Here is a 25,716-nt window from a genome sequence, read left to right as displayed (position 1 = left end):
GCTAAATCCAAAGTAATATGAAAGAGAAAAGGAAAAGCAAATCAGGGAGAAATCCCAAACTTGATCCGGCGGTGTACCGGTACACCGTCCGTTTCAACGAGGAGGAACACAACCGTTTCCTCGCCATGTTCGGAAAATCGGGTGTCTATGCACGGTCTGTTTTCCTCAAAGCGCACTTCTTCGGGCAACCGTTCAAGGTGCTGAAGGTGGACAAGACGTTGGTGGACTATTACACCAAACTGTCGGATTTTCATGCACAATTCCGTGCCGTGGGTACGAATTACAACCAAGTCGTGAAGGAACTGAGGCTGCATTTTTCAGAGAAAAAGGCGATGGCGTTGCTCTACAAATTAGAGCAACACACCGTCGAACTCGTGAAACTGAGCCGCCGGATTGTGGAACTTTCAAGGGAAATGGAGGCAAAATGGTCGCAAAAATCAGTGTAGGAAGTTCGTTGTACGGCGCGATTGCCTACAACGGGGAGAAGATTAACGAGGCGCAGGGGCGGCTTCTCACCACCAACCGCATCTACAATGACGGTTCGGGAACGGTGGACATAGGCAAGGCGATGGAGGGTTTTCTCACCTTCCTGCCACCGCAGATGAAGATCGAGAAGCCGGTGGTGCATATCTCTCTCAACCCGCACCCGGAGGATGTGCTGACCGATATTGAGTTGCAGAATATCGCCCGCGAGTATCTGGAAAAACTCGGTTTCGGAAACCAGCCTTATCTTGTATTCAAGCACGAGGACATCGACCGCCACCACCTGCACATCGTGACGGTCAACGTGGACGAGAACGGGAAAAGGCTCAACCGGGATTTTCTCTACCGCCGCAGCGACCGTATCCGCAGGGAACTGGAACAGAAGTACGGATTGCATCCGGCAGAACGTAAAAATCAGAGATTGGATAATCCGTTGCGCAAGGTGGCCGCATCGGCAGGTGATGTGAAGAAGCAGGTAGGCAACACCGTGAAGGCTCTGAATGGGCAGTACCGTTTCCAGACGATGGGCGAATACCGTGCGCTCCTTTCCTTATATAATATGACGGTGGAGGAAGCGAGGGGCAACGTGCGCGGACGGGAGTATCACGGGCTGGTCTATTCCGTCACGGACGACAAGGGTAACAAGGTGGGCAACCCGTTCAAATCCTCGCTTTTCGGGAAGTCCGCAGGCTATGAAGCCGTACAGAAGAAGTTTGTCCGTTCCAAATCGGAAATCAAGGATAGGAAACTGGCAGACATGACGAAACGCACCGTCCTTTCCGTGCTGCAAGGCACTTATGACAAGGACAAATTTGTATCCCAACTCAAAGAGAAGGGCATCGACACCGTACTGCGCTACACAGAGGAAGGGCGCATCTATGGGGCTACCTTCATCGACCACCGCACGGGATGCGTGCTGAACGGTTCGCGCATGGGTAAGGAGCTTTCGGCGAATGCCTTGCAGGAACACTTCACCCTGCCATACGCCGGACAACCGCCGATACCGCTATCCATCCCTGTGGATGCTGCGGACAAGGCACACGGGCAGACCGCCTACGACAGTGAAGATATATCGGGCGGTATGGGCTTGCTCACTCCCGAAGGTCCGGCGGTAGATGCCGAGGAAGAGGCTTTCATCCGGGCGATGAAGCGCAAAAAGAAGAAAAAACGCAAGGGCTTGGGTATGTAATCAGAGTATCAACAATTAAAAAATCAATGTATGTCACAACAAGAAGACGATTTGAGGGCATTGGCGAAAATCATGGATTTTCTGCGTGCCGTGAGTATNCCGGCGGTAGATGCCGAGGAAGAGGCTTTCATCCGGGCGATGAAGCGCAAAAAGAAGAAAAAACGCAAGGGCTTGGGTATGTAATCAGAGTATCAACAATTAAAAAATCAATGTATGTCACAACAAGAAGACGATTTGAGGGCATTGGCGAAAATCATGGATTTTCTGCGTGCCGTGAGTATCATTTTAGTGGTCATGAACGTGTACTGGTTCTGCTACGAAGCCATCCGGCTGTGGGGCGTGAACATCGGCGTGGTGGACAAAATCCTTCTGAACTTCGACCGCACGGCGGGGCTGTTCCATTCCATTCTCTACACGAAGCTGTTTTCCGTCCTTTTGCTTGCCTTGTCCTGTCTGGGTACGAAGGGTGTCAAGGGTGAGAAAATCACTTGGGGGAGAATCTGGACAGCATTTGCCGTCGGGTTCGTGCTGTTTTTCCTGAACTGGTGGTTGCTGCCCCTGCCGCTGCCGCTTGAAGCGGTGACGGGACTGTATGTCCTTACCATTGGAACGGGCTATGTCTGCCTGTTGATGGGTGGTCTGTGGATGAGCCGCCTGTTGAAACACAATTTGATGGAGGATGTTTTCAACAACGAGAACGAGAGTTTCATGCAGGAAACGAGGCTTATCGAAAGCGAGTATTCGGTCAATCTGCCGACACGTTTCTATTACAGGAAACGCTGGAACAACGGTTGGATCAATGTAGTTAATCCCTTCCGTGCGTCCATCGTGTTGGGTACGCCGGGCAGCGGCAAGTCCTATGCCGTGGTAAACAATTTTATCAAGCAACAGATTGAAAAGGGCTTTAGTCAATACATCTACGATTTCAAGTATCCCGACCTATCTACTATTGCCTACAACCATTTGCTGAACCACCCGGACGGCTACAAGGTAAAGCCGAAGTTCTATGTGATCAACTTCGACGACCCGCGACGCTCTCATCGGTGCAATCCCATTCACCCGGATTTTATGGAAGATATTACGGATGCCTATGAGAGTGCCTACACAATAATGCTCAACCTCAATAAAACGTGGGTGCAAAAGCAGGGCGACTTCTTCGTGGAGTCACCTATCATTCTGTTTGCCAGTATTATCTGGTATCTCAAAATCTATCAGAACGGGAAGTTTTGCACGTTTCCCCATGCTATCGAKTTTCTGAACCGCCGTTACGAGGATATATTTCCGATACTGACCTCTTATCCGGAGCTGGAGAACTACCTTTCGCCGTTCATGGATGCGTGGCTTGGAGGGGCTGCGGAGCAGCTCATGGGTCAGATAGCGTCGGCAAAAATCCCGCTTTCGAGGATGATTTCACCGCAGCTCTACTGGGTGATGTCAGACAGCGAGTTTACGCTGGACATCAACAATCCCGAAGAGCCGAAAATCCTCTGCGTGGGTAACAATCCCGACCGTCAGAATATCTACGGTGCGGCACTCGGTCTGTATAATTCCCGTATCGTGAAGCTCATCAACAAGAAGGGGATGCTGAAGTCATCGGTCATCATCGACGAGTTGCCCACAATATACTTCAAAGGGTTGGACAATCTTATAGCTACCGCCCGAAGCAACAAGGTTGCCGTGTGTCTGGGCTTTCAGGATTTCAGCCAGTTAGTGCGTGACTACGGGGACAAAGAGGCGAAAGTGGTGATGAACACTGTCGGCAATATTTTCTCCGGTCAGGTGGTGGGGGAAACAGCCAAGACGCTCTCCGAGCGGTTCGGTAAGGTGTTGCAGAAACGGCAGTCCATCTCCATCAACCGGCAGGATGTTTCCACCTCCATCAACACGCAGATGGACGCGCTCATTCCACCGAGTAAGATTTCCGGGCTTACGCAGGGAATGTTTGTCGGTTCTGTATCCGACAACTTCAACGAGCGTATCGAGCAGAAGATTTTTCATTGCGAGATTGTGGTGGATGCCGAAAAGGTGAAACGGGAAGAAAGTGCCTACAAGAAAATTCCCGTCATTACAAACTTCACGGACGAGGACGGCAACGACCGCATGAAGGAAACGGTGCAGGCGAACTACCGGCGCATCAAGGAAGAGGTGAAGCAGATTGTGCAGGAGGAACTGGAGCGTATCAAAAACGATCCGGTGCTGTGTAAACTGCTACCAGATAATGAGACTGTCTAACAAGTCCCCAAAATTGAAAATTATCCCTATCGAAGTTTGAAGTGACCCCCAAAAGTTGGATACAATTTTTTTGGGGGGCACTTCAGTTCTGACGGGTAAAATCGTAAAATTCGGACTTGTTAGACAAATACTTACGCGGTTTCAACCTCAGGTACTGAATCTATCGAATTGACAAATTTAACCAATTGCGGATCTGAATCTTTTTGTATGAGGTTTCGGAGACTCTTTTTCAATTCATAAGCATCATCCCCTGCTGTATTTATTAAATCCATATAAAAATCTTTGTTTTGCAGAATCAATGAACGGCATGCCCCATCGGAAATTACAGGTTTCACTATTTTATCAATAACGTCTCCAGCTTGACTTTTCAAATTACCATGCGATCTAAGCCATGTTTCGAAAAATTGAAACTTTATTGCATTGATAGTCTTTTTACCGATGCAGAAATCATTTCTTATATCGGTAACTGTCGATTTAATTTTTCGTTTATCCAATCTTTCAACTATATTCTTGAAACAATTAGGGAAAGGATTCAAACTTTGAGTTCCAGAAGCAATATCCATCAGAATCTTTTTGCCAAATTCAGTCAAGTTATCTGGCAAGGATTTGATTTTAGCCAGTAAATGTTTTATTGCGACAAACCAATAATATGATGTATGTGCTGTTCTTTGGGCGTATAATGTATCAACACTTATTTCAGACAACGCTTCGAACGCTATTTTATTGATATGATCGGTCAGGACATTGCTTATTTTAGTGGTCAAATCGTAAAAAGATGCGTCAGGAATTACATCTTTAATATTGTTCTTAGTGATATACTTATCCAAATCGGTATTCCACTCTGCTAAATGCTCGATAAATACCTCATCCGTTACACCTATTCTGTTCTTAATATCTTCAAATTGGGGCAATATGTCTGAGAGCAATAATTTATAGCCAAGTTTATGATTTACCATGTATTGTAGTGTTTCATTTAATAGCGGTATATTCCATCCCACACTATTTACTAATAAGTCTCCATGATCCACATAATAGTCCATGAGTTCTGCAACATATTTTATATCTCCACCCTCTATTAAGGAAACGGAATGACCATGTGCCAATTGCATGGCGACTAAATCGTAATATCCAGACTCTTTAATGTTTCGGCCATCAGTTTCTAATTCAGAATGCAACTGATTTATGTAGGTTGAATCTAACGTTACAGGTAAAGGTCTTTCTTCGTCAGATGCCAATAAACGATAGGTTGTAAATATAGCCCCTATATTATCTTTATTTACATTCTGTTCATCAATGCAATTCGTGATCGCTTGCAAAAGCGTTGGAAACGTATAGGTAGAATTATCTTTTAACGTTTTTACAATATCTGCATGGTCGAAATTATCGGGTAGTAAGTTTGCCAAATAATTATCGAGCGCCTCCGAATTTGTTGCTACTTGATAATATTTATATGCTTTAGTTGTCGCGTTATCCCGATAGGCAGCATCTGTTGCATTTGCAGCTTGAATATAATCGATAAATGTATTTGGCTTGACTGTTTTTGCTTCAATCAATGACGTAAAATCGCACGCCAACTTATTTTGCGCAATAAACCTGTCTATTGCATCTAACGTTTTGAAATAGTCGCCGCCATTGAAGTCATTGAACCGAACTATCTTCTTATATAATTGAGCAATCACATGGTTTTGGCTTTCCGTGTCTAAATGCAACAGCAGTTCTTGGTATTCGACAGGGAACACCTGCTTCTCTATGGATTCTTTTAATTTCAATTGTGCTATTCTTTGCCATACACGCAGAATAACATCGCTCTTTCGAGTTAATTTATGCAAACAATGTATAATCTTATCGATAAGCGCATTGTCCATACATTGTATAACTTCTTCTAATACAGTGTCAAATTGTTTATTAGTCTCTGCATATTGATTTATGTCGTGGTCTTCTTCTCCGTTGATGCAGCCTTCAATATATTTTTTCAATGGAATTTGTCGAGCATCTTCAACATCGACACCATATACCAAAGCTGCAATTTCGCGTTGTGTTTGCAGATCATTGTTAATTATTGTTTGAATGCCATTCAGATAGTCGCCGGACAATATTTGTTCTACTGGATTTGCCAGAATATCCGTCTTCTTCAAACAGAACAATGCTATGTTTATCATCAAAATTTCGTTACACCACTCTTGTTTAAGAGCGACCATCTCATTGATATATGATATAATTTCCCTAACATTGGCATTAGGATTTACCAATCTGAATATCCGATTTATAGTTTCTTTCGCTTCATTTTCTGTTTCTCCAAATGCTTCAACAAACAGTTTGTTGAATATACTTCGATAGTCGGTAATAACAGGAGGAGCAACACGATAAACAATAGGGAAAGTTTTATTGATAAAATACTTGGTCAGTTGTTTCGTTTGTTCGTCGGTCTCATCTCCGAATGCACAAGCTAAATGTGTTTCATCGAAAGGAATAACAGCCCAAACATTTTCAAAACCGCTATCGGCGAAGAACGTATGGATAGAAGACCATAATTCTTTTACTTTTTCAGCGGGGAGACGATCCATGTTGTCAAAAACAAGGACTAATTTACGTTGTCCTTTTTCCTTGATAAAATCAGAAATGTCTTGCATCCATGTTTTGAACTCGTAAACCGTTGGTTCGTCTTCGCTCAAAGTCTCATAGCAAACGTCCTTTTCGACTTTATCTTGATAAATAGCTAACATATAACTCCATCCATATTTATGATCTTTGCTATATGCCCATTTCCAAACGCACAATGCAATAAGAACTGGCAGTGCAGCTATGATAATAGACAATAAAGAAAACCACCATGTTGTGGGTGTAGGTTTTACTGCATACGCAATAAATGTAAATATCGGAGTTAAAACTGCAACCAAAAATGCCGCAACCATACCATTACTGATAAGGGGATATTTTTCGGTTACGGTCTCCGTTTTACGGGCTAATAAATATTTCAGCTTTTCAGACCATGATACGGTTTTCGTACCTCCACCTTTGACTTTTATTGTTGCATTTCCAGATAGGATACCATCATCAATAAGTTTGCTTGTAAGCAATTCCAATATAGAGCGGCGTTGCAAGTCCTCTTGATGTCCCCATGCGTCATACTCAAAAAAGTAATAGTCGTCTGATAATTCACGTTCCAACATTTTAACCACGTTGGATTTTCCAGATCCCCAAATACCTTCGATGCCGATAATTCGAGGTAAAGTACATTCCTCATCCAATGAATCATTCTGACAAAAATGGCGAGCAATAGTTTTTGCCAACCTTTCTTGCGAACCTCCATCGAATTTGTCAATACCACACGGTTTATTTTGGATAAACCGCGGATATTGCTGTTTGGATTGTAGTTTTGTTTCCATATACGTAATTTATTGATTATACGAACTCCAAATAATTCTCCCGATTTACCACATGAAACTCGGCATAGGGATAGGCTTCTTGGAAGGCTTTCGGTGCGGCCGGCATTTTATTTCCCCACTTGAACTCCAAGGCGGTAAGACTGTCGGCACTCTCCTCAATCAGGTCGATTTCCTGTTTGTCGTAGGTGCGCCAGAAATAGAACTCCCTGTGCAGTCCCTCATTGAAGTTCGCTTTGCGCCGCTCTCCGATGATGTAGTTCTCCCACAGCGCACCGACATCCTGCCGAATGGCCAGCGGTGAGAAAGCCCCGATAATGGCATTGCGAATGCCGTTGTCGTAGAAGTACCACTTGCCAGCTTTTGTAACCTCCTTGCGTAGGTTACGCGAATAAGCCCCCAGACGATAGATAACGAAGACCTTTTCCAATAGGTCGAGGTATTTTTCAACGGTCGTCTTGCTCATGCCGAGTTGTTTACCTAACTCTTCGTAAGAAACTTCGCTGCCCAACTGAAAAGCTATCAATCGCAGTAGATCGCGCATCTTGCTCGAATTTTTTAAGCCGTCAATTGCTAAGATATCTTTAAGCAGGTATGCACCGACAATATCACGTAGGTAGTCTGTTTTACGTTCATAGTTCTCCATCATTACTACTTCGGGATAGGAACCGTAAATCAAGCGCGCTTCGAGGTTCTGGCGGGTTTCAAGTGCCGTTTCCGTCTGTGCGATTTCCCGTTGCGAGAATGGTGTAAGGAGAAATTGCGTACTGCGGCCGACCAACGGTTCACCAGTCTTATTCAGCAAATCGAATGACGAAGAACCACTTGCCAAGACACTTATTCCCGGTATTTCATCAACTATCAACTTCAGAATACTACCGATTTGTGGTATGTTCTGTGCCTCATCAATAGCCAGCAAATCAATACCATCCAATAAATGCCGATAATTGGCTATTGAGCGATTCTCCAATAGTGCTAATGTGTCGTAGTCTTCGCCGTTGAGCATCATCGTCCTACCTGAATAGTTGTCCACAATTTTACGCATCATTACCGTTTTACCAACACGGCGAGCACCAAAAATCAGTACTGCTTTATTGGGCGCGATTCGTGCTGTAATCTTCTCTTGAAGTATTCTATTTACTGTTTCCATACCTTATAAAATATAATGCAAAGATAATCATATTTTTTTAATTGGCGAATTTTACAAAAAAAACGGGCTATTAAATGGCGATTTTTACAACCACAATCTTATGGAAGTTGTTTCATTGTTTTTAGTAATGATATATGTTCATACTATGATGACTCAATAATTTACCAGACATACGTTTCTGAAATTTGTCCTTATAGGAATGAAAAACTCACATATATTGTGCTAATTAATATATAATTAAATGAAAATAAAAAGACAGGATACGAGTATTCCTGTCTTCTCATATGTAATGGATATTTTTTTATTTTCTCATCCGCTCCAACTCCTCATCACGCAACATTCTCTCGTTCAGTTTTTCCTGCATCCTGTCAATGAAATAGGTGCGGCTTTCGTTCTTCCGGCGTTTGATATCAGTGTAGAAGCGGTAGCAGTCTTTAGAATCAACCCCGAATATCTTATAGAGAAGTGGGGCGAGCTGTTTGAGCGGCATATTGCCGTTGTTGATGCAGCCCATCACGTCTATGCCGTAGATAAGTTCCACGAGGTCGATGGCATTGCCCGTCCATTGAAGAAGGCTGGCGGTGGTTTCTGTTGCGTTGTTGGCGGATATTAGTGGTGGCACTTGGGGCGTGGCAAGGAATTTCTGCATCTTTCTTACGAAAGACAGAGCCTTGCTGACGTAGGCGGCAATCTCTCTTTTTTCTTCTGACAGATTACGTACGGGATGGTGCTGCAACTCGATTTCGATGTAGGCAAGCGCGATGACGGTAAGGTTCATGTCCATGCCGCCGTTGCACAGTTCGATCACTTGGGTGGCGAAAGCCGTGTATGCCGTTTCCATATTGCAGTCGCCGGCTTCGTTTATCAGGCGGAAAAAGTCGGTTTCCGCCAGCAAGAAATAATTCATGGTTCTGTCAATTTTGAAAATTACACTTTGTTTTCTGCGTGCGCACATGAATATAATTGGCAAAAAACGCGGCAGAAAATAAAAAATCCAACACTCAATTTTACAAAGTGCTGGATTTCAGAGGTATAAAATTCAGTATTTTTTCACAAGGACAAATTATCTCCGACTTAAATTGTTTGTAATCGGAACATTTATTCTATTCCTGAAAATAGAAATGTATGCTTGCCGCACATTTTGGCTATCTTGCTTTTTTATCAAGGATATAGATAATGCGACATACACCGTTGGGATAGCTTTTCAAAGAGGAAAGCGTCCAGTGTTGCTCTGGCAGAGCCGACTTAAAAAAATGTCGTCCGCTTCCGGATATGAAAGGAACGGTGTATAGTATGATTTCATCCACAGCGTGCATCCGCAGCAGTCCGTTTATATAGTCTGCCGTGTCCGGTGTGGCTTCCGCGAGGTAACGGATGTTTGTGCAGTCTTTTCTCCATTCGTGCAGCATTGAAATGGAATAGTCCGGTGTCACACGGTAAAAGGCTTTCTTCCTGATTTCATCAAGACCGCAACGGTCAAGGCACAAATCCTGATGTGCTTTATCATATAACTCTGAAGAAAGACATCCGTCCATCGTCAGTACGGCGAGAATCTGAACTTTACCCATAATCGTTTCCTTTCGTTAGGCAAGGGTAAAAAAGTAGCGTGCAATTCACACTACCTTCAAGCGATGGCTCTGGTAAAGCCTTTACGGAGAGTACGTGAATGCACGCTATGCGTAAGCATAGCATAAGCATCACGCAATCGTCTCCGTAGTTCCAATTTACCAGATTTTCGCTTGAAACGCCTTGCGGTCTTATCCTATATGTTGGCGGCGAAAAGCTCCTGCCAATCGCCGTTTTTCTCAAATGTTATGCAAAGATAGCCAAATTCAGTGAATTACGGGCTATGATTGCTTGAATTTATATTTAAGTCCATACTCTTCAAGTTTGCTGTATAGTGTTGTCCTGCCTATGCCGAGCAGTTCTGCGGCGACACTCCGGTTGCCGTTTGCCTGTTTCAACGCACGCAATATCCGCTCCTTATCCTCCGCGTCATTGCGCAAGGCGAAGCTGACAGTAGAGGTCGGTTTCGTCACGGCAAGTTCCAGATGCTCTTTCATGACAACACCTTCCTGCGCCTGCAATACAGCACCCATAACTTTCTGCCGAAGTTCCCGCACGTTGCCCGGCCATGCGTGTGTCAGCAACGCTTTACGTGCTTCGGAACTGAACCCGCTCACGCTACACTCCAGCTCTCTGTTTGCCATATCACGGAAGAACTCTGCCAGCGGCATAATGTCTTCTTGACAGTCACGCAACGGAGGAACGGTTATCCCGAAGTCGTGCAGGCGGTACAGAAGATCCTGCCGAAAACGCTTTTCATTCACCGATACCTCCAAATCTTCATTGGTAGCAGCGATGATGCGGACATTGAAATTCCGGTCTGCCTTGTCTCCGACCGGGCGATACCGCCTCTCCTGTATGGCACGGAGCAACATCTGTTGGGTTTCCAACGCGAGGTTTCCTACCTCGTCCAGAAACAACGTGCCGCCTTCCGCCTCATGGAAATATCCTTTCTTGGCATTGTCCGCACCTGTAAATGCACCTTTGACGTGTCCGAAGAAAGCCGACGGTGCAAGCTCTTTGGAGAGTGAACCGCAGTCCACCGCCACAAATGGCTTGCCTGCACGTTTGCTCTTGTCATGCAACAGGTGGGCAATATGCTCCTTGCCCGTGCCGTTCTCACCAAATATCATCACGCTCATATCGGTGGCGGCTACCAGCCTTATGCGGTGCATGATTTTCTGAAAGGCGGAACCTTCACGGGCGAATATAGGCATACGGCGTTGTCCTGCCTGACGTTCTTTCAGTATGGAACGGATCAGGGGGACAAGTTTATCCTCCACAAGCTGTTTGGGAATATAGTCTATCGAGCCGAGTTTCATGCTTTCCACGGCGGTATTAACTTCGGCGTAGTCGGTCATAATGATGAAGGGCTGCATCTTTCCCTCCTTTCGCATCCAGCACAAAAGGTCTATGCCACTGCCGTCAGGCAGACGCAGGTCGGCAACCACGATATCATTATCTGTTGCCTGTTGCAGATGTTTCTTCGCGGTTGAGAGGTGGTAAGCCTTCATATTGCGGTAGCCCTCCCGTGACAGCATATTGCAGACATATTCGCAATACACGATGTTGTCTTCCACCACAATTATTTTTGTCTTATTCATCTTCGTATTTTCTCCTTTCCTCTTCTGCCAACCGTATTATTTCCACTCCCTTATCCAGCACGGCAGTCACGGCATGGCTTAACGCTTCACCATCCGGGAGAGCATCGCCACGAAGCAATCCGTAAAGTACATTCAGCGGTTGGTCGGCACGGAGCACCTCCCACGAACTGCGCAGGTGGTGGATCAGGGAATCCAGCTTTTGCAGGTCTTTTTCTTTTGCTGCATCCCGTACCGCCTGCATTTCCTTTTCTGTTTCAGTTATCAACTTTTCCAGCATGACGGCTTCATTGCCATAGGACAATAAGGCGGAAAAGTCCGGTTTCCCGTCCGGTGTCGCTTTTATGGCACACCTGTCGGAAACCTCCATCAGTTCCGATATGGAGAACGGTTTGAACAGGCATCCGGCAAAGCCTTTTGCCAATAGTTCCCCTTTGTTACAACTGCCCGAAGCGGTTGCCACAACCACCGGGATTGTTGGTGAATTGCCCACGTTGGACGAACGCAACAGTTCCAGCAATTCGAAACCGTTTATATCGGGCATATTCAAGTCTGTCAGCAACAGGCTGTATTCTTTCTGGCGTATCATTTCCATCAGTGCCGCAGCATCGGTGCAAGTGTCGCAGTGTATTCCTTCTTGGGAATACATCTCTTTCAGCATCAGAAGTAATACCTCATCATTGTCAATGGCGACAACATCATGGAATTTATTGTTATGATAAACAGGTGTATTGCTTGTATATCCAAGCTGTTCTTCAGCTTCCTGCATAGAAATTTCAACTGTGAAACGACTGCCTTTCCCTTTCTTGCTGTCTAAACGGATTGTTCCGCCAAGCATCGACACAATATTACGCATTATGGCAAGCCCAAGCCCGAAACCCTCCTTTGCGGCGGCATTTGATAGACGTTCAAACGCACCGAACGCTTGTTTCTGTTCCTCTTCTGTCATGCCTGTACCTGTATCTTCAACGACCAGTGTCAGAACTCCATTATCATATTCAGTAATCAAAGAAACACCGCCTTCTTCTGTGAACTTGACAGCGTTTGACAGCAGGTTATTCCCGATTTGTATTATTCGCTCTTTGTCGGTCAATACAATGGCATCGTGTCCAGTCTTCACGGACAAGGACAGCCCTTTGTTCACGGCAACAGGCATGAACTCCGTTTCAAGTGTGTGCGTGATTGCTGAAATCCGGCAGGGTGACAGACGGGGCTGTTCCTTGCCGTTGTCCAGGCGGAAGAAGTCAAGCAAAGTGTTAAGCATATCCCGCATACGGTCGGAGGATTGCAGTATGTTTTGGATATACTGCCCGGACTTATCCTCACACTGTTCTTTCCGTATCAGTCCGGCATAGCCTGTTATTGCTGTCAGCGGTGTGCGCAGTTCATGGGTGATAGTATGTACCGCCTTCTTCCTTGACGTTATCAGTGCCTCGTTCCGTTGTACGGATTGTTCCAGTTGCCTTATCAAATCAGTTGTCTTGTGCTTGTATTGTTTAATGCTTTTTGCATCACGATGTATGATGATGTAGGAAATTAACAACAATAGAAGAACGAATCCCATTAAACCGCCTACTTGCATAAATGACTTTTCACGCATGGCAACTATTTCGTTTTCCCGGCTTTGCAGTTCGGTTTGTACCTTTTCTTCTATTTGGCAAATCAATTCTTGCAGTTGTCTGTTAAGTTCTGCATTACGAGCTGCAAGGCTGTCGGCTTGTTCCGACAATTGGCGATCCTGCACTTTCTGTTCGCTGATTACGTTTCTATTGACCGAATGAAGGATAGTGGTTGATACTGCTGGAGTTACTTCCTTTTTTTTGCCGAATATGCCTAAGAAACCTTTTCGTTTTGGCTTTTTGGACTGTTCCTGCACACTTTTCTGTACAATAACCGGAATTTGATTGGCTATCTTCTTGTTAATAGATTGTTGTTCATCCATTAACCGGACTATCTGGAACATCTGTCGTTCCTTATCCTCTAAAAGACTGCGCACACTATCGATGCGCTCTGCTGGATAGGTGGCCTTGAAACGGCAGAGCATACTGTCCATTGCCATACGCCGTGCATGGTAATGCTCGATATCTTTATCGTTCCATTCCAGTATTGTTTCACCCAATAGAGAAAATTTTATCATTTGAATATTGATATTGTTTATTTCTTTTCGGAGCTCGTCTATTTTTTTATTGCCAAGTTCTAATGCTTCTATCTCCTGCCATTCATAGAGGCTATTATATGCCATACATCCGATAAGAATGGAGATAAGTATATATCCCAACCGTATTGCCTTATAGAAATTTCCTGACCGCTCCATTATTTTAATGACATTGATTTTTGGAACATGAATAAAAGTTTATCTTTTTCGTTCATGCGGATATTATCAGAATAACCGTCTTTTGTTATTTGATACCCACATGGCTTAACCATAAAAATGCCTAAGCCCTTAGTGTACGAACTTACTTCTGAGGCATAGTCTTTACTTGTATTTAATGGAACTTTCCCTTTAATATGACACCACTCATTATTACAACTGATGTCTTCAATCTCAGACATCAGTTTTTGCAAATCTGTAATAGCTTTGGAACTCGCTACTTGGGGTATCTGCAACTCAAAACAGAGCATCGGTTCGAGAATGTCCACACCTGACTGTTGCAAAGCCAGCCTGAAGACATAAGGGGTCAGCTGTCTGAAATCAGCAGGTGTACTTACCGGGCTATAATACTCGGCTTGAGTAAAAGTTACTTTCAGATCTGTCACTTCCCATCCATGTAAACCAGATTGGCAAGACATACGAATCCCTTCAAAAACGGCATTTTGAAAAGAATGGTTCAGATAACCATAGGAGATGTCACTTTCGATTTGCAACCCTGCCCCTAACGGTAAGGGTTCAAGAGTCAGCCCTATTGTCGAGAATATCCACTCCTGATTGTTGCAAAGCCAACCTGAAGACATAAGGAGACAATTGTCTGAAATCAGCAGGTGTACTTACCGGGCTATAATACTCGGCTTGAGTAAAAGTTACTTTCAGATCTGTCACTTCCCATCCATGTAAACCAGATTGGCAAGACATACGAATCCCTTCAAAAACGGCATTTTGAAAAGAATGGTTCAGATAACCATAGGAGATGTCACTTTCGATTTGCAACCCTGCCCCTAACGGTAAGGGTTCAAGAGTCAGCCCTATTGTGGCCCAGTAAGGGTTGGGTGGTACTTCGATCTGAATAATCTTATTGACCTTTTTTATAGGTCGTTCTTTGTAGATAGTCTTGATCTCATCAAAATGGACCTTTACGGAAAATCGTTCTTCCAGCAATGTCTGTATGATTTCCTTTTGGGTCAAACCATATAACGAGATTTCCAATTCATCACTATATGAGTTTATGGAAAAGGACAAAGACGGGTCTTCAATCCACAATGTATTCAGAGCGGATATCACCTTGCTTCTCTCTTCGGGCTTATTTGGCCGGACGGAGGATTTGAGAGCGGGATGCTGATGAGATAATCCTTGAATCAAACAAGGTTTAGCACCTAAATAATCTCCGATTCGAAAATCTTCTATATCTTCTACAATCGCGATATCATTGGCACCCACTTCATCAACATTTATCTCTCTGCCCTGATAAATAGTCTTTAGATTTTTAATCTTGATGAATTTTTCCGAATCGTTGATTCTTACAACGTCTCGAAGTCTCAGACTTCCGTCAATTATTTTAAGAAAACTTCTTTTATGCCCTTTGGGGTCATGCTCTATCTTATAGAGATAAGCTGAAAGTCTGTTTGAGACTGATGCCGGAGGAAGTATAAAAGAAGAAATGGCGTCCAACAACTCATTGATACCGATATTGAACATTGCTGATCCATGTAGCACCGGATAGACTTTGGCTTTTGCCACAAGAGCGATTATCGTATTCCAATAATCAGCCGGTGAAATTTCGCTATCCGCCAAATATCGTTCTAATATATCGTCGTCATGGTTGCATACAAATTCTTTGTATTCTTCCTTTATATATGTTTGGGAGCAAACCGGATAAACCGATCCATCGACAACAGTTTGCATAAACAGGACATCTTGCGACAGATTTGTTTTTATATCCATATACAAACGCTCCAAATTCACACCGGCACGGTCAATCTTATTGATAAATATAATTGTCGGGATTTGCAGCTTTTGTAAAGTACTGAACAGCAACTTTGTCTGCGCTTGTATGCCTTCCTTTGCGGATAAGATGAGGACTGCTCCATCAAGCATTTTGAATGTCCGCTCCACTTCCGCAATAAAATCCATGTGTCCCGGAGTGTCAATGATATTGCATTTCACTCCATTCCAGATAATAGATGTCGTAGAAGCCCGGACAGTAATTCCTCTACGTTTCTCTATATCCATAGAGTCCGTTATGGTGTCACCTTTATCAACACTGCCGCGCTTTTCCGTTGCTCCGCAGGCAAATAGCAGATTTTCGGTTACGGAAGTTTTTCCTGCATCAATGTGAGCAAGAATTCCTAAATTTATAATGTTCATTTGATTAAGCAATAATATACTACAATAGATGCATTGCCGAAACGCACCTTTTAATACCTCCTCGTAGCATGTAGAAAACTACAGGATTNCTTGTATGCCTTCCTTTGCGGATAAGATGAGGACTGCTCCATCAAGCATTTTGAATGTCCGCTCCACTTCCGCAATAAAATCCATGTGTCCCGGAGTGTCAATGATATTGCATTTCACTCCATTCCAGATAATAGATGTCGTAGAAGCCCGGACAGTAATTCCTCTACGTTTCTCTATATCCATAGAGTCCGTTATGGTGTCACCATTATCCACACGGCCGCACTTTTCCGTTGCTCCACTGGCAAACAGCAGATTCTCGGTTACGGAAGTTTTTCCTGCATCAATGTGAGCAAGAATTCCTAAATTTATAATATTCATTTGGATTAAGCAATAATATACTACAGTAGATGCATTGTCGAAACGCACCTTTTAATACCTCCTCGTAGCATATGAGAACTACAGGATTACTAACTCGTATTAATATGTATATTATTACTGCCGCATAACGATTACAAAATTACACAAAAAAATATATCTAACAAAAGTGGGAGGATTTTTTAACTTTTTACCATAGACATTTTATTAGGGAAGCGTAGGTTCAACTGGCAAGTACAAATAAGTAGAAATGTTTGAACAACACCGTTTTAGGAAGTTGAAAAATCAAGTTTCTCTCTCGGTATAGCGTTTATTTTGGCCAATATCTTCTTTAGTTTAGCATTTGTGTATTTCCCATTCGTGTTCTATTTAGCTCCTTATTATGAGTATGTAGCAAGTTACTTATCAAATTCAGCCTCTTTGAGGGTCAAATATGGTTTTGCAAATGGTGACTGACAAGACATAAACAAGGTCAGCAGGAATTTTTTACATAAATGGACATGAATGTATATAACCTAAAATAAGAATAAATTTTAATAAGGGCTGCCCAAAAAGAAAAAAATGCAGTTGCCATCCTATAGATACTTGCAGAAAGGATAAAATTTACTTTTAGACCTTTTGGGATAGCCCTTATTAATACTTCAGATAAAATTCCTTAGGTTATATTTTCAATCCTTTGGACCGGGTTTCCTCCTTGGCATACAGTCCCGGACGCCCGATTATGACATGGTTGGCAACGATACTATCCGCCGGACTGCGTATCTGCGGCGGTGCATTTTCGGGATATTGCGCCTGCCTGTTCCTCACATCTTCCGCTTCCGGCTTGAGCTGTTGCCCTTCATTCTCCTTTTCTGCGACTTCGGGCGTGGGTGGCGCAAGCTCCAGCTGAATTTTTCGGTCAAGGGCGGCAAGTTCGGACTTCAACTGCTTCAGCTCGTCCTCCTTCTTCCACACCTTACCCGCTATCTCCTGTAACTGCGGTATCTCCATCTCCAGCACCTCGTTCTTCGCCTTGTACTGGTCGATGATGGAGGGTATCCTCTCCATCGCGTTGAGGAAGTTGCGGGCGGCGGCCAACGGGTCAGCCATCGCCAGATGCCCGTTGTTGTAGGTGTACTTGTAGTTCCCCTCGACCACGAAGCGGTTGTCGGTGAACTCCAATCCCTCTTTGAGTATCCTTTCGCTCACCACCTTTATCGGAAAACCGTAAAGTTCACCGACCTGCGTGTACAACCCTCCGGTCGTGGCATTCTTGGCTATCTCCTGCAAACGCTTTCCGATGACCTTCTCATCGGCGGAATCCACTCCGTCCACCTTTATTATATTAAGGCGGTTGCCCTCCTTGTCGGTCTGCACCACCGACAGGAAGCGGTTCCAGTCCTCCGTCATGGCATCTATGAAAGCCGTGTTGTTGCGCAACTCGCCGGTCTTTGACTCCAGCTTGAACTCCGAATCACGCTTGCCCTTGTTGAACGACTTGCGTTCCCCTTCGAGCGATGCGATCCGCTTTTCCAGTTTCGCCTTGTCCAACAGGTCGGTATTGCCGGAGAGCAACGCCATGTATTCCGAGAAATTCATGCCCGATTTTTCGTCCATTGCCCCCTCGTCGATGGTACGCGCACCCATCGCACCGCTTTTGAGCTGGCTTATGAAAGTCTGCTTGCAGTGCAGGAGGTTGAACTTGTAGCTGTCCAGTGACTTCTCCACCGCGTAGATGATTACATCCACGTTGTTCCCGGCGAAATGTTTGGCAATCTCATTACCTGCCCTAACTCCGCGTCCGTCACGCTGTTGCAAGTCGGACGGTCGCCACGGCGTATCGAGATGATGGATAGCCACACACCGTTTCTGGGCGTTCACACCCGTTCCGAGCATAGAGGTAGAGCCGAACAGCACACGCACCGTCCCGGCGTTCATGGCGTCTATCACCGCCTTCCGCGCCTTGTCGGTCTTGCACTCCTGAATGAAGCGCACCTCGCTTGGCGGTATACCGTAGTCCTCCGTCAGTTTGCGCTTGATTTCCGAATAGACGTTCCACCCGTCGCCCGGCTGGTATGTCCCCAAATCAGAGAAAACGAACTGCGTGCCTTTCTGGGCGTCGTATTTTTGATAATACTCCGCGATCATCTTGGCACAGTGACTCGCTTTGTTGTCGGGATGATCTTCGTAATTCGGGTCTATCATGCGCATGTCGAGTGCCATTTTCCGGGCATAGTCCGTGGCGATGAGCATCTTCGCCTTTTCTTCCGTTTCCGAAAGCGGCAGCCTGCCCAACAAGGTGGCATCGCCCGTCTTGGCGAACTGCATCAGTTTCTGTATGAAGTCCTCCTGTTCCGGCGTGGGCGGTATATGGTGCAGTATCTCGTTCTTGGCAGGACGGTCAACGCCCACATCCTCCGCCGTGCGGTAGTCCGTGATTTCATTATAGAAGGCGGCAAGCTCCGGCACTTTGATGAAGTAGCGGAAACGCTCCTTCTGGACCACATTGTTCGTCACGTTAAATTCAAAATCCGTCGTCTTCTTGGCAAATATCGCCGCCCAAGCGTCGAAACACCTTATGTCCTGCCGTTCCAGCTCCTTCGGGCGCAGGTACTTGAACAGCAGGTACAATTCAGTCAGTGAGTTGCTGATAGTCGTGCCGGAGAGGAAGGTCGCACCCAAGTCTTTTCCTGTGCGCTCCTGTATGGTGCGTATGGCAAAGAGCATGTTAAGTGCCTTCTGGCTTCCCTCGCTGTTTCCCAATCCCGCCACACGGTCGTGGCGCGTGTTGAAAGTCAGATTCTTGAACTGGTGGCTCTCATCTATGAAGATGTGGTCGATGCCCATCTGCTTGAAATCCACCACGTCGTCCGTGCGTGACTTTATGGCGTGTTCCACCTTCTCCAGCTTCGCTTCAAGGTTGTGCTTGCGCTTCTCCAATCCTTTCAGCATCGCCCGCGACACGTTCTTTCCCTGCTGCCGTAGCACTTCGAGGTTTTCCTCCACCGTGTCAAGCTCTGCTTGCAGGATGCGCTGCTGCAATTCCGGCGACTGCGGTATCTTGCCGAACTGGTCGTGCGACATGATGACGCAATCGTAGTCGTTGTTCTTTATATTATTGAAGAAGCGCACACGGTTGGCGGTCGAAAAGTCCTTCTCCGAAGCGTACAGAATACGTGCGTTGGGATATGCCGCCTGATAGGTGGCTGCAATCTCCGCAACGTTGGCTTTCAGCCCGATAATCATCGGCTTGTGTGCCAAATTCAGACGCTTCATCTCATGCGCGGCGATGCACATTATCAGCGTCTTACCGGTTCCCACCTCGTGGTCGCAAATTCCGCCGCCGTTCTGTTTCAACATCCAGACGCAATCCATCTGTGAGGGATAGACGCTCTTGATACCCCGGCTTGCCAGCCCTTTCAGGTTGAGGTCGGGAAAGGTCTGATGGGAGCCGTCGTAGCGCGGGCGCACGAAACAGTTGAACTTGCGGTTATACATCGTCACAAGCCGCTCCTTGAACTGCGGCGACTGCTCTTCGAGCCATTCGGAGAAGCCGTTTCGTATCTCGTCAATCTTGGCGTTGGCGAGTTGTATTCCCTCGCTGTCGCGCATCTTGATGTCGTTGCCATGCTCGTCCTTGCCGATGGACTTCATCATGTCAGGGCAGGTGTTGTGCAGGGCGTGTTTTAGGAGGTGCATACCGTCATAGTTCCGGTAATACCCCTTCACCAGAAACTCGTCCGTGATTTTCATGGTGCGGTAGCCGCACACCACCGAAAACTCGTCCATGCTTGCGGAATAGGCGATTTTCACCTCCGTGTCGAACAGCCGGCTCATGTAGGCGGCATAGACACCCGTCGGAATCCAGCGTTCCCCGAAATTGAAGTCCAGATCCTCGAAGGCGATGCGCTGCGGCTCGGCATCTTTCAGAGCCTCCAACGCCTGCTTCACCTCCGGCATACGCTCATTTTCGGGATTGTCACCCATCCATGCCTCTATGCGTTCCGCTTTCTCTATGACATTTCCGGCGATGAAACGGTCTTTGATTTCGTAACCGGTCACGAGCGGATTGTAGTAGATGCGCCCTTGCAGGGCAGTGAGCAAATCCTCCGCCGTGCTGTCGGTTATCTCCCGCATATAGTCGAGATTGACCGTACCATATTTGTTGAGCGACGCAGACAGGGCTTCTTCGGGAGAGCCTACGTTGGCATGGCTCTCCACCGCGAAGGAAACAGGATGCTCGAAGATGTCCGCCTTGACGAACTTTCCGTTTTCCATCCGTTCCAGCGAAAGGATGTCGCGCCCGCCCGCATCCATCATCACTAACTTCACGTTCTGCTTGGCGTTGAGGTTGCCGTAGCGCATGACAAACTCATCGTAACAGGTATTCAGATGCTCTCGCCACGGAACATTTGCCTCGCGCCGGAGCGATTCATAACGGTACAGACGCTCGTAGGCGTCACGCAGCGACACATACAACAACGCCTTTTCCTTCTGGTATCCTTTCAGGTCGAGCGGCTGGAATGTCGCCCCGTATGGCGTGATGTCTTTCAGGTAGCCGATGTTATGACGCCCCCGGTCAGCCACCAGCGACCCTTCGCGCAGGTGCATCTCCGGCGTGCGGTGGTAGGCACGCGGAGAAAGGTCCACGACTTCCTCCTTCGGCTTTTCCGCTTCGATGTCGGGGAAAAGGAAAGTCCCCACCGCTTCCGATGGGGTATCTGTAACGGCAGGTGCGGCGACTGCCTCCGGCTGTGTTTCCTCCTGTCGTGGCTGCTCACGGGAAGTTTCCGGCACGGCTTTCACTTCCGTCTTTTCCGCCACTTGTTTCTCGTTATGCTGCCTTGCCAGTTCCCGAAGTTCTTTCCTACGCTCCGGCGTCAAACCCATCATCATTTCATAGAAACCGTTGATGGGAGGATTGGTATCCCAGTCCAGTGTGGCATAGATGTCGTCCGGGTCGGCAGGCTTGGCGGTGTTCTCCGCTTTCACCTCCTTATTCTCCATTGCGGGTTTTGCAGTTGGAGCTGTCGGTGTAACCGTGACTTTCGGTTTGGGCGGAGTGGACTTTGCCGTAACTGCCTTTTTCACCGTCTTTTTCTTTTTGGAGGTTTTCGGTTGGCTGACCTCTTCCGTCATCCCCCAGAGGTCAAGCAGGGTGAGCTGCACGCCTGCGGAATATTGCGGGCGCGGTTCTATCTCCGGCTTTTCATCTGCGGGTTGCGGCTTTTCTGTCGGAGTTTCCACCGTCTGCGCCGAGGATACTGTTTCCAATTTTATGGCAGGACGCTCTACTTTATTTTGAACGGCAACTTTTTCTTCCGTTCCTGCCTGCCGGATTGAACCCGAATACAAGCGCATGGCAAGCCTGTAATGGAAATCCTCGTCGAGCATACGGCGCAAATCCCCGGCGATGCCTGCTGCCTTGCCCTCGTGCAGATAAACCATAGCGGGCTTCCCGTAGGGGTCTGTGTCAAGTTTCGCCATCGTATGCACGATGCGTTCCGGGTGGTGGATGAAATAGGCGTTGTCGGTCAGGGCGGTTTTCGTGTCCGTCTGTATCACGGTCATCAGCCGCTCGTCCTGCGACATTTCCTTCTTGCTGAGGTTCTTTTGCAGGACAATCAGGTCACTGCCCACCTCCGTGCCCGCGTTGTCCGTGAACAGGTTGTTGGGCAGGCGTATCGCGGATACCAGATTGGCCTGACTGAACAGCTCGTTACGCACGGAGGTCTTGGTGCTATTCAATACCCCTTGCGAGGTGATGAACGCCACGATACCGCCGTCACGCACGGCATCCAGTCCTTTGAGAAAGAAATAGTTGTGGATGGTTTTCTGGGCGGAGCGTCTGCCGAAAGAGTCGCTCCGCTGAAACTCCGCGTCGAACACGGCAATGTCACCGAACGGAATGTTGGACACCGCCAAGTCGAAATAATTGTTGAACGGTCTTTCGATTTTCTCAAAACCGCAGGTGCGCATTTTCTGGTCGGGATAGAGATGCCTCAAGATTGTACCCGTGAGCAGATCCTTCTCGAAAGCCATCACATCCGCATTGGGGCTGTGCCGCAGCATGGAATCCACGAACACGCCGACACCTGCCGACGGTTCGAGCATACGGGCGGGGCGGACGCTGTAATCTGCCAGCACGTCCGCGATGGTGTCGGTTATCTCTTTGGGGGTGTAGAAAGCGGTCAGCACGGACGCTTTCAGCGAATCCACAAACCGCTTGTACTCTGTTTCGTCCTTGCTGTTCTCACGGATAAGCCTGTGCAGCTCCACCGTCGGGGCGAACAGTTCGAGGTCGGATTTCGCCCACCGGACGGCATCCGTCAGTTCCTTTGCAGGGTTGAGGATACATTTCAGACCGCCGAAACCGCAGTACCTTTGAAGTATGGCACGCTCTTCGGTTGTCGCTGTCCTATTTTCCCTGTCAAGGATGAATGCCGTCCGTATCGCCTCGATGTTGTCCCGCAGTTTCTGTTTGCGGTTAAACGCCATATTCGTCTAAGTAAAGGACGGTTGCTCCCGTCAGCTCCGTGTAGAGCAGGTCGTAATCGGAAGACAGGGCGAAATTGTCATCCGAGAGGTCATAGACGGAGAACACGTTGCCGACAAGCGGCAGCAGTTTCAGGACAAAGGCTTCACGCTTCTCTTCCGGCACTTCATCGGCAAACTCGTTTTCCACGACTTCGCGGAGGATGGCGTAACGGGAATAATGCAGCCCGCGCAGCAGCGTGTCCATCGCCAGTTCCTGCGCACCATCGGCGGGATAGCCTTCAAGCCGTGCCCTCTCATACGTTTCGGCGGCACGGTCGGCCCGTTCCCGTATGAAAGCGGTGTCGTCAGCCTGTTCAAACTTGTTCGTGCGGAGATAGTCCAGCAGGTACAGACCGTAATAGGAAAAGTCGGTCTGACCCTCGTTTTTCTTCTTGTTGTTCATTACTTTGGATTTAGCGGATTGATAATTAACGGGATAATCGGTTGGAAAAAGGAAGAAAAAGGCACTCGGTATCCCTCCGAGTGCCACCACTAAATCCAAAGTATGAGTGTAATCCGGTATCGAAGAACAATTCATTACTCTGAACAAGTGGCAAAGTTAATACTATTTCTTCCGTCCTGAAAATTTCTTGTCCTTTTTAGCCTCCGGGAACACAAAAGTCGTGTTATATTCCCCGTCAAAGGCGACAACAGCATCGAAACTCTTGCCCTGTTTGCTCTTGAACCCTTTGAGCAGCTTGGTATGCCCTTCGGTGAGCAGGTCTTTGATTTCATCGTCGGACAGGGTGCGTCCCGCTTTCAGCCGGAACACGGGCAGTCCGCACTCCGTGTTGTCGCAGCGTACCACCTTGCCGTAGAACCGCATCCTGCCCGTGCCACACTTGGGACACGCGCAGCCGGAGTCACGGCTGCCGAAGAGCTTGTCGCACGAGATCAGTTCGGAGGTTATCTCACGTGTGTACGCCTCTATCTCCTTGCGGAAGGTGTCGTCGGACAGTTCCCCGCGCTCGATACGCGCCAGCTCCTTTTCCCATTCGCCCGTCATGGCAACATCGGCGATGCGCATCGTCTTGACGACGGAATTGAGGGCAAGTCCTTTTTCGGTGGGAACAAGCGACTTCTTGCAGCGTTCCATGTAACCGCGCTTGAAAAGCGTTTCGATGATGGAGGCGCGTGTGGCGGGAGTACCGATGCCACAGTCCTTCATCGCCTGCCGCAGTGCGTCGTCCTCAATTTCCTTGCCCGCCGTTTCCATTGCCGAGAGCAGGGTGGCTTCGGTATGCAGCGGCTTGGGTTTGGTCTTTCCTTCGGTAATGGACGAGCCTTTCGGTGTCAGCGTGTCGCCTTCCTGCCAGCCGGGGATGGTAATTTCCTCTTTTTCCTCGCCATAGACGGCACGCCATCCGGTTTGCTTCACGACGCTGCCTTTTACGGTAAACTCCACTCCGGCACATTCCGCCGTGACAGTGGTCACATCCTTGACGCATTTCTCAGAGAATGCCTCGACCATGCGCCCGGCAATCATCTGATAGATGGTATTGTCCTCTTTGGAGAGGAAGAGCGGTTTCTCACCCGTGACGAGCAGGGCATGGTGGTCTGTCACCTTGCCGTCGTCCACGCTGCGGCGTGTCGGGGCGGCTTTTGCCCGCACCTTGTCTTTCCATTCGGGCTGTGTGCCGATGAAAGCGAGCAGTTTGGGAATTTCGGCAAACACGTCTTCGGGGATGTAGCGGCTTCCCGTTCTCGGATAGGTTATCAACTTCTTTTCGTAGAGTTTCTGCGCGATTTCAAGCGTCTGTTCCGCCGTGAAGCCGTGCTTGGCGTTGGCTTCTTTCTGGAGCGTGGTCAGGTCGTAGAGCAAGGGAGTTTCCTCCGTCTTCTCCTTGCGCTCGGCTTTCGTGACAGTGGCGCAACCTGCCGCCTTTACCTTATTATATAGTTCCATCGCCGGTTCTTTCTCTTTCCATTTCTCGGAGGATGAGAATTTCACGACTTCGCCGTCGCAACCGTCCGTTGCGATATGGAGCTGCCAGAATGCTTCGGACGTAAAGCGGCGGTTCTCCCAGTAGCGTTCACATACCATAGCCAACGTTGGTGTCTGCACCCGCCCCACGGAATACGTGCCGTGTCCGGCGGCGATGGATAACGCCTGTGTGCCGTTGATGCCCACGAGCCAGTCGGATTCGCTCCGCGCTTTGGCGGCGAGGTAGAGGTTGTCGTATTTGCTGCCGTCTTCGAGTTTCCGCAGTCCCTCGCGGATAGCTTTGTCGGTGAGAGAGCTGATCCACAGGCGCACGAAAGGAGTGGTGCAACCCGTATAGTGGTAGAGGTAGCGGAAGATAAGCTCTCCCTCGCGTCCGGCATCGGTCGCCACGATGATATGTTCGCTTGTGTCGAACAGTCTTTTGATGACTTTTATCTGCGACACCACGCCGCTGTCGGGCTTGTAACCTTTCTCCGTCCTGACCTGACGGGGGACGAGCGTGAATGTGTCGGGAATAATCGGGAGGTTGTCACGGACAAATCCGCGCACGCCGTAGCCGTCGGGCATGGCAAGCTGAACGAGGTGTCCGAATGCCCATGTCACGGCATAACCGCCTCCCTCGAAATATCCTTCCTCTCTCTTTGTCGCGCCCACGATGCGGGCGATTTCACGTGCCACGGAGGGCTTTTCTGCAATGATTGTCTTCATGTCTTCTTCTTTTTTGTTG

The 25,716-nt window shown here is 47.4% G+C and carries 12 protein-coding genes and 4 pseudogenes; 4 read left to right on the top strand and 12 right to left on the bottom strand.

The features are described 5' to 3' along the window. The first annotated feature begins 17 nt into the window (after positions 1 to 17). The 4 genes and pseudogenes from mobA (at position 18) to mobC (ending at position 3,904) form a co-directional block, all read left to right on the top strand. Positions 18 to 446: a conjugal transfer protein MobA gene (gene mobA, locus BN4609_RS07765; RefSeq protein ID WP_004291488.1), complete on the top strand. Its 429-nt coding sequence runs from the start codon at positions 18 to 20 to the stop codon at positions 444 to 446. Then, positions 425 to 1,672 (top strand): conjugal transfer protein MobB, encoded by a 1,248-nt coding sequence (gene mobB, locus BN4609_RS07760; RefSeq protein ID WP_004291483.1) that lies wholly within the window; start codon positions 425 to 427, stop codon positions 1,670 to 1,672. Before mobA ends, mobB begins: the two co-directional genes overlap by 22 nt. A 30-nt stretch (positions 1,673 to 1,702) precedes the next feature. Next, positions 1,703 to 1,768, top strand: a pseudogene (locus BN4609_RS17325) (YWFCY domain-containing protein); the annotation flags it as partial. A 117-nt stretch (positions 1,769 to 1,885) separates the two neighbouring features. After that, a complete protein-coding gene (mobC, locus tag BN4609_RS07755) occupies positions 1,886 to 3,904 on the top strand; it encodes a conjugal transfer protein MobC (RefSeq protein WP_068856018.1) in 2,019 nt (672 codons plus the stop codon). Positions 3,905 to 4,035: 131 nt separating this feature from the next. Here mobC and BN4609_RS07750 read toward each other — a convergent pair whose 3' ends face one another. The 12 genes and pseudogenes from BN4609_RS07750 to BN4609_RS07695 form a co-directional block, all read right to left on the bottom strand. Continuing rightward, positions 4,036 to 7,290 carry a P-loop NTPase fold protein gene (locus tag BN4609_RS07750; RefSeq protein WP_004291481.1) on the bottom strand — a complete coding sequence of 1,085 codons (3,255 nt, stop codon included), beginning with the start codon at positions 7,288 to 7,290 and terminating at the stop codon, positions 4,036 to 4,038. A gap of 16 nt (positions 7,291 to 7,306) precedes the next feature. Then, positions 7,307 to 8,437 carry an ATP-binding protein gene (locus BN4609_RS07745; protein ID WP_004291480.1) on the bottom strand — a complete coding sequence of 377 codons (1,131 nt, stop codon included), beginning with the start codon at positions 8,435 to 8,437 and terminating at the stop codon, positions 7,307 to 7,309. 301 nt (positions 8,438 to 8,738) lie between these two features. Then, positions 8,739 to 9,344, bottom strand: a complete 606-nt coding sequence (locus BN4609_RS07740; protein WP_004304269.1) for an RteC domain-containing protein — start codon at positions 9,342 to 9,344, stop codon at positions 8,739 to 8,741. A 238-nt stretch (positions 9,345 to 9,582) separates the two neighbouring features. Further along, positions 9,583 to 10,005, bottom strand: a complete 423-nt coding sequence (locus BN4609_RS07735; RefSeq protein WP_004291474.1) for a dihydrofolate reductase family protein — start codon at positions 10,003 to 10,005, stop codon at positions 9,583 to 9,585. Positions 10,006 to 10,284: 279 nt separating this feature from the next. Then, a complete protein-coding gene (locus BN4609_RS07730) occupies positions 10,285 to 11,607 on the bottom strand; it encodes a sigma-54-dependent transcriptional regulator (protein WP_004291471.1) in 1,323 nt (440 codons plus the stop codon). Further along, positions 11,600 to 13,918: a hybrid sensor histidine kinase/response regulator gene (locus tag BN4609_RS07725; protein ID WP_004291467.1), complete on the bottom strand. Its 2,319-nt coding sequence runs from the start codon at positions 13,916 to 13,918 to the stop codon at positions 11,600 to 11,602. Before BN4609_RS07725 ends, BN4609_RS07730 begins: the two co-directional genes overlap by 8 nt. Further along, positions 13,918 to 14,517: pseudogene (locus BN4609_RS07720) on the bottom strand (tetracycline resistance ribosomal protection protein); the annotation flags it as partial. The pseudogene BN4609_RS07720 and the gene BN4609_RS07725, both read right to left, overlap by 1 nt. Continuing rightward, positions 14,510 to 16,123, bottom strand: a pseudogene (gene tet / locus BN4609_RS07715) (tetracycline resistance ribosomal protection protein); the annotation flags it as partial. The pseudogenes BN4609_RS07720 and tet, both read right to left, overlap by 8 nt. 90 nt (positions 16,124 to 16,213) lie before the next feature. Beyond that, a pseudogene (locus BN4609_RS07710) lies at positions 16,214 to 16,531 on the bottom strand (GTP-binding protein); the annotation flags it as partial. A gap of 657 nt (positions 16,532 to 17,188) precedes the next feature. Then, positions 17,189 to 23,005: a helicase-like domain-containing protein gene (locus BN4609_RS07705; protein ID WP_004291462.1), complete on the bottom strand. Its 5,817-nt coding sequence runs from the start codon at positions 23,003 to 23,005 to the stop codon at positions 17,189 to 17,191. Further along, a complete protein-coding gene (locus BN4609_RS07700; protein ID WP_004304266.1) occupies positions 22,995 to 23,447 on the bottom strand; it encodes a DUF1896 domain-containing protein in 453 nt (150 codons plus the stop codon). Before BN4609_RS07700 ends, BN4609_RS07705 begins: the two co-directional genes overlap by 11 nt. A gap of 162 nt (positions 23,448 to 23,609) precedes the next feature. After that, on the bottom strand, positions 23,610 to 25,697 hold the full coding sequence (locus BN4609_RS07695; protein ID WP_004291456.1) for a type IA DNA topoisomerase: 2,088 nt from the start codon (positions 25,695 to 25,697) through the stop codon (positions 23,610 to 23,612). Between the last annotated feature and the right edge of the window lie 19 nt (positions 25,698 to 25,716).

The sequence above is a fragment of the Leyella lascolaii genome, assembly GCF_900079775.1.
In the GTDB taxonomy this organism is placed as follows: Bacteria; Bacteroidota; Bacteroidia; order Bacteroidales; family Bacteroidaceae; genus Prevotella; species Prevotella lascolaii.
This window is presented reverse-complemented; position numbering and strand designations above follow the sequence as displayed.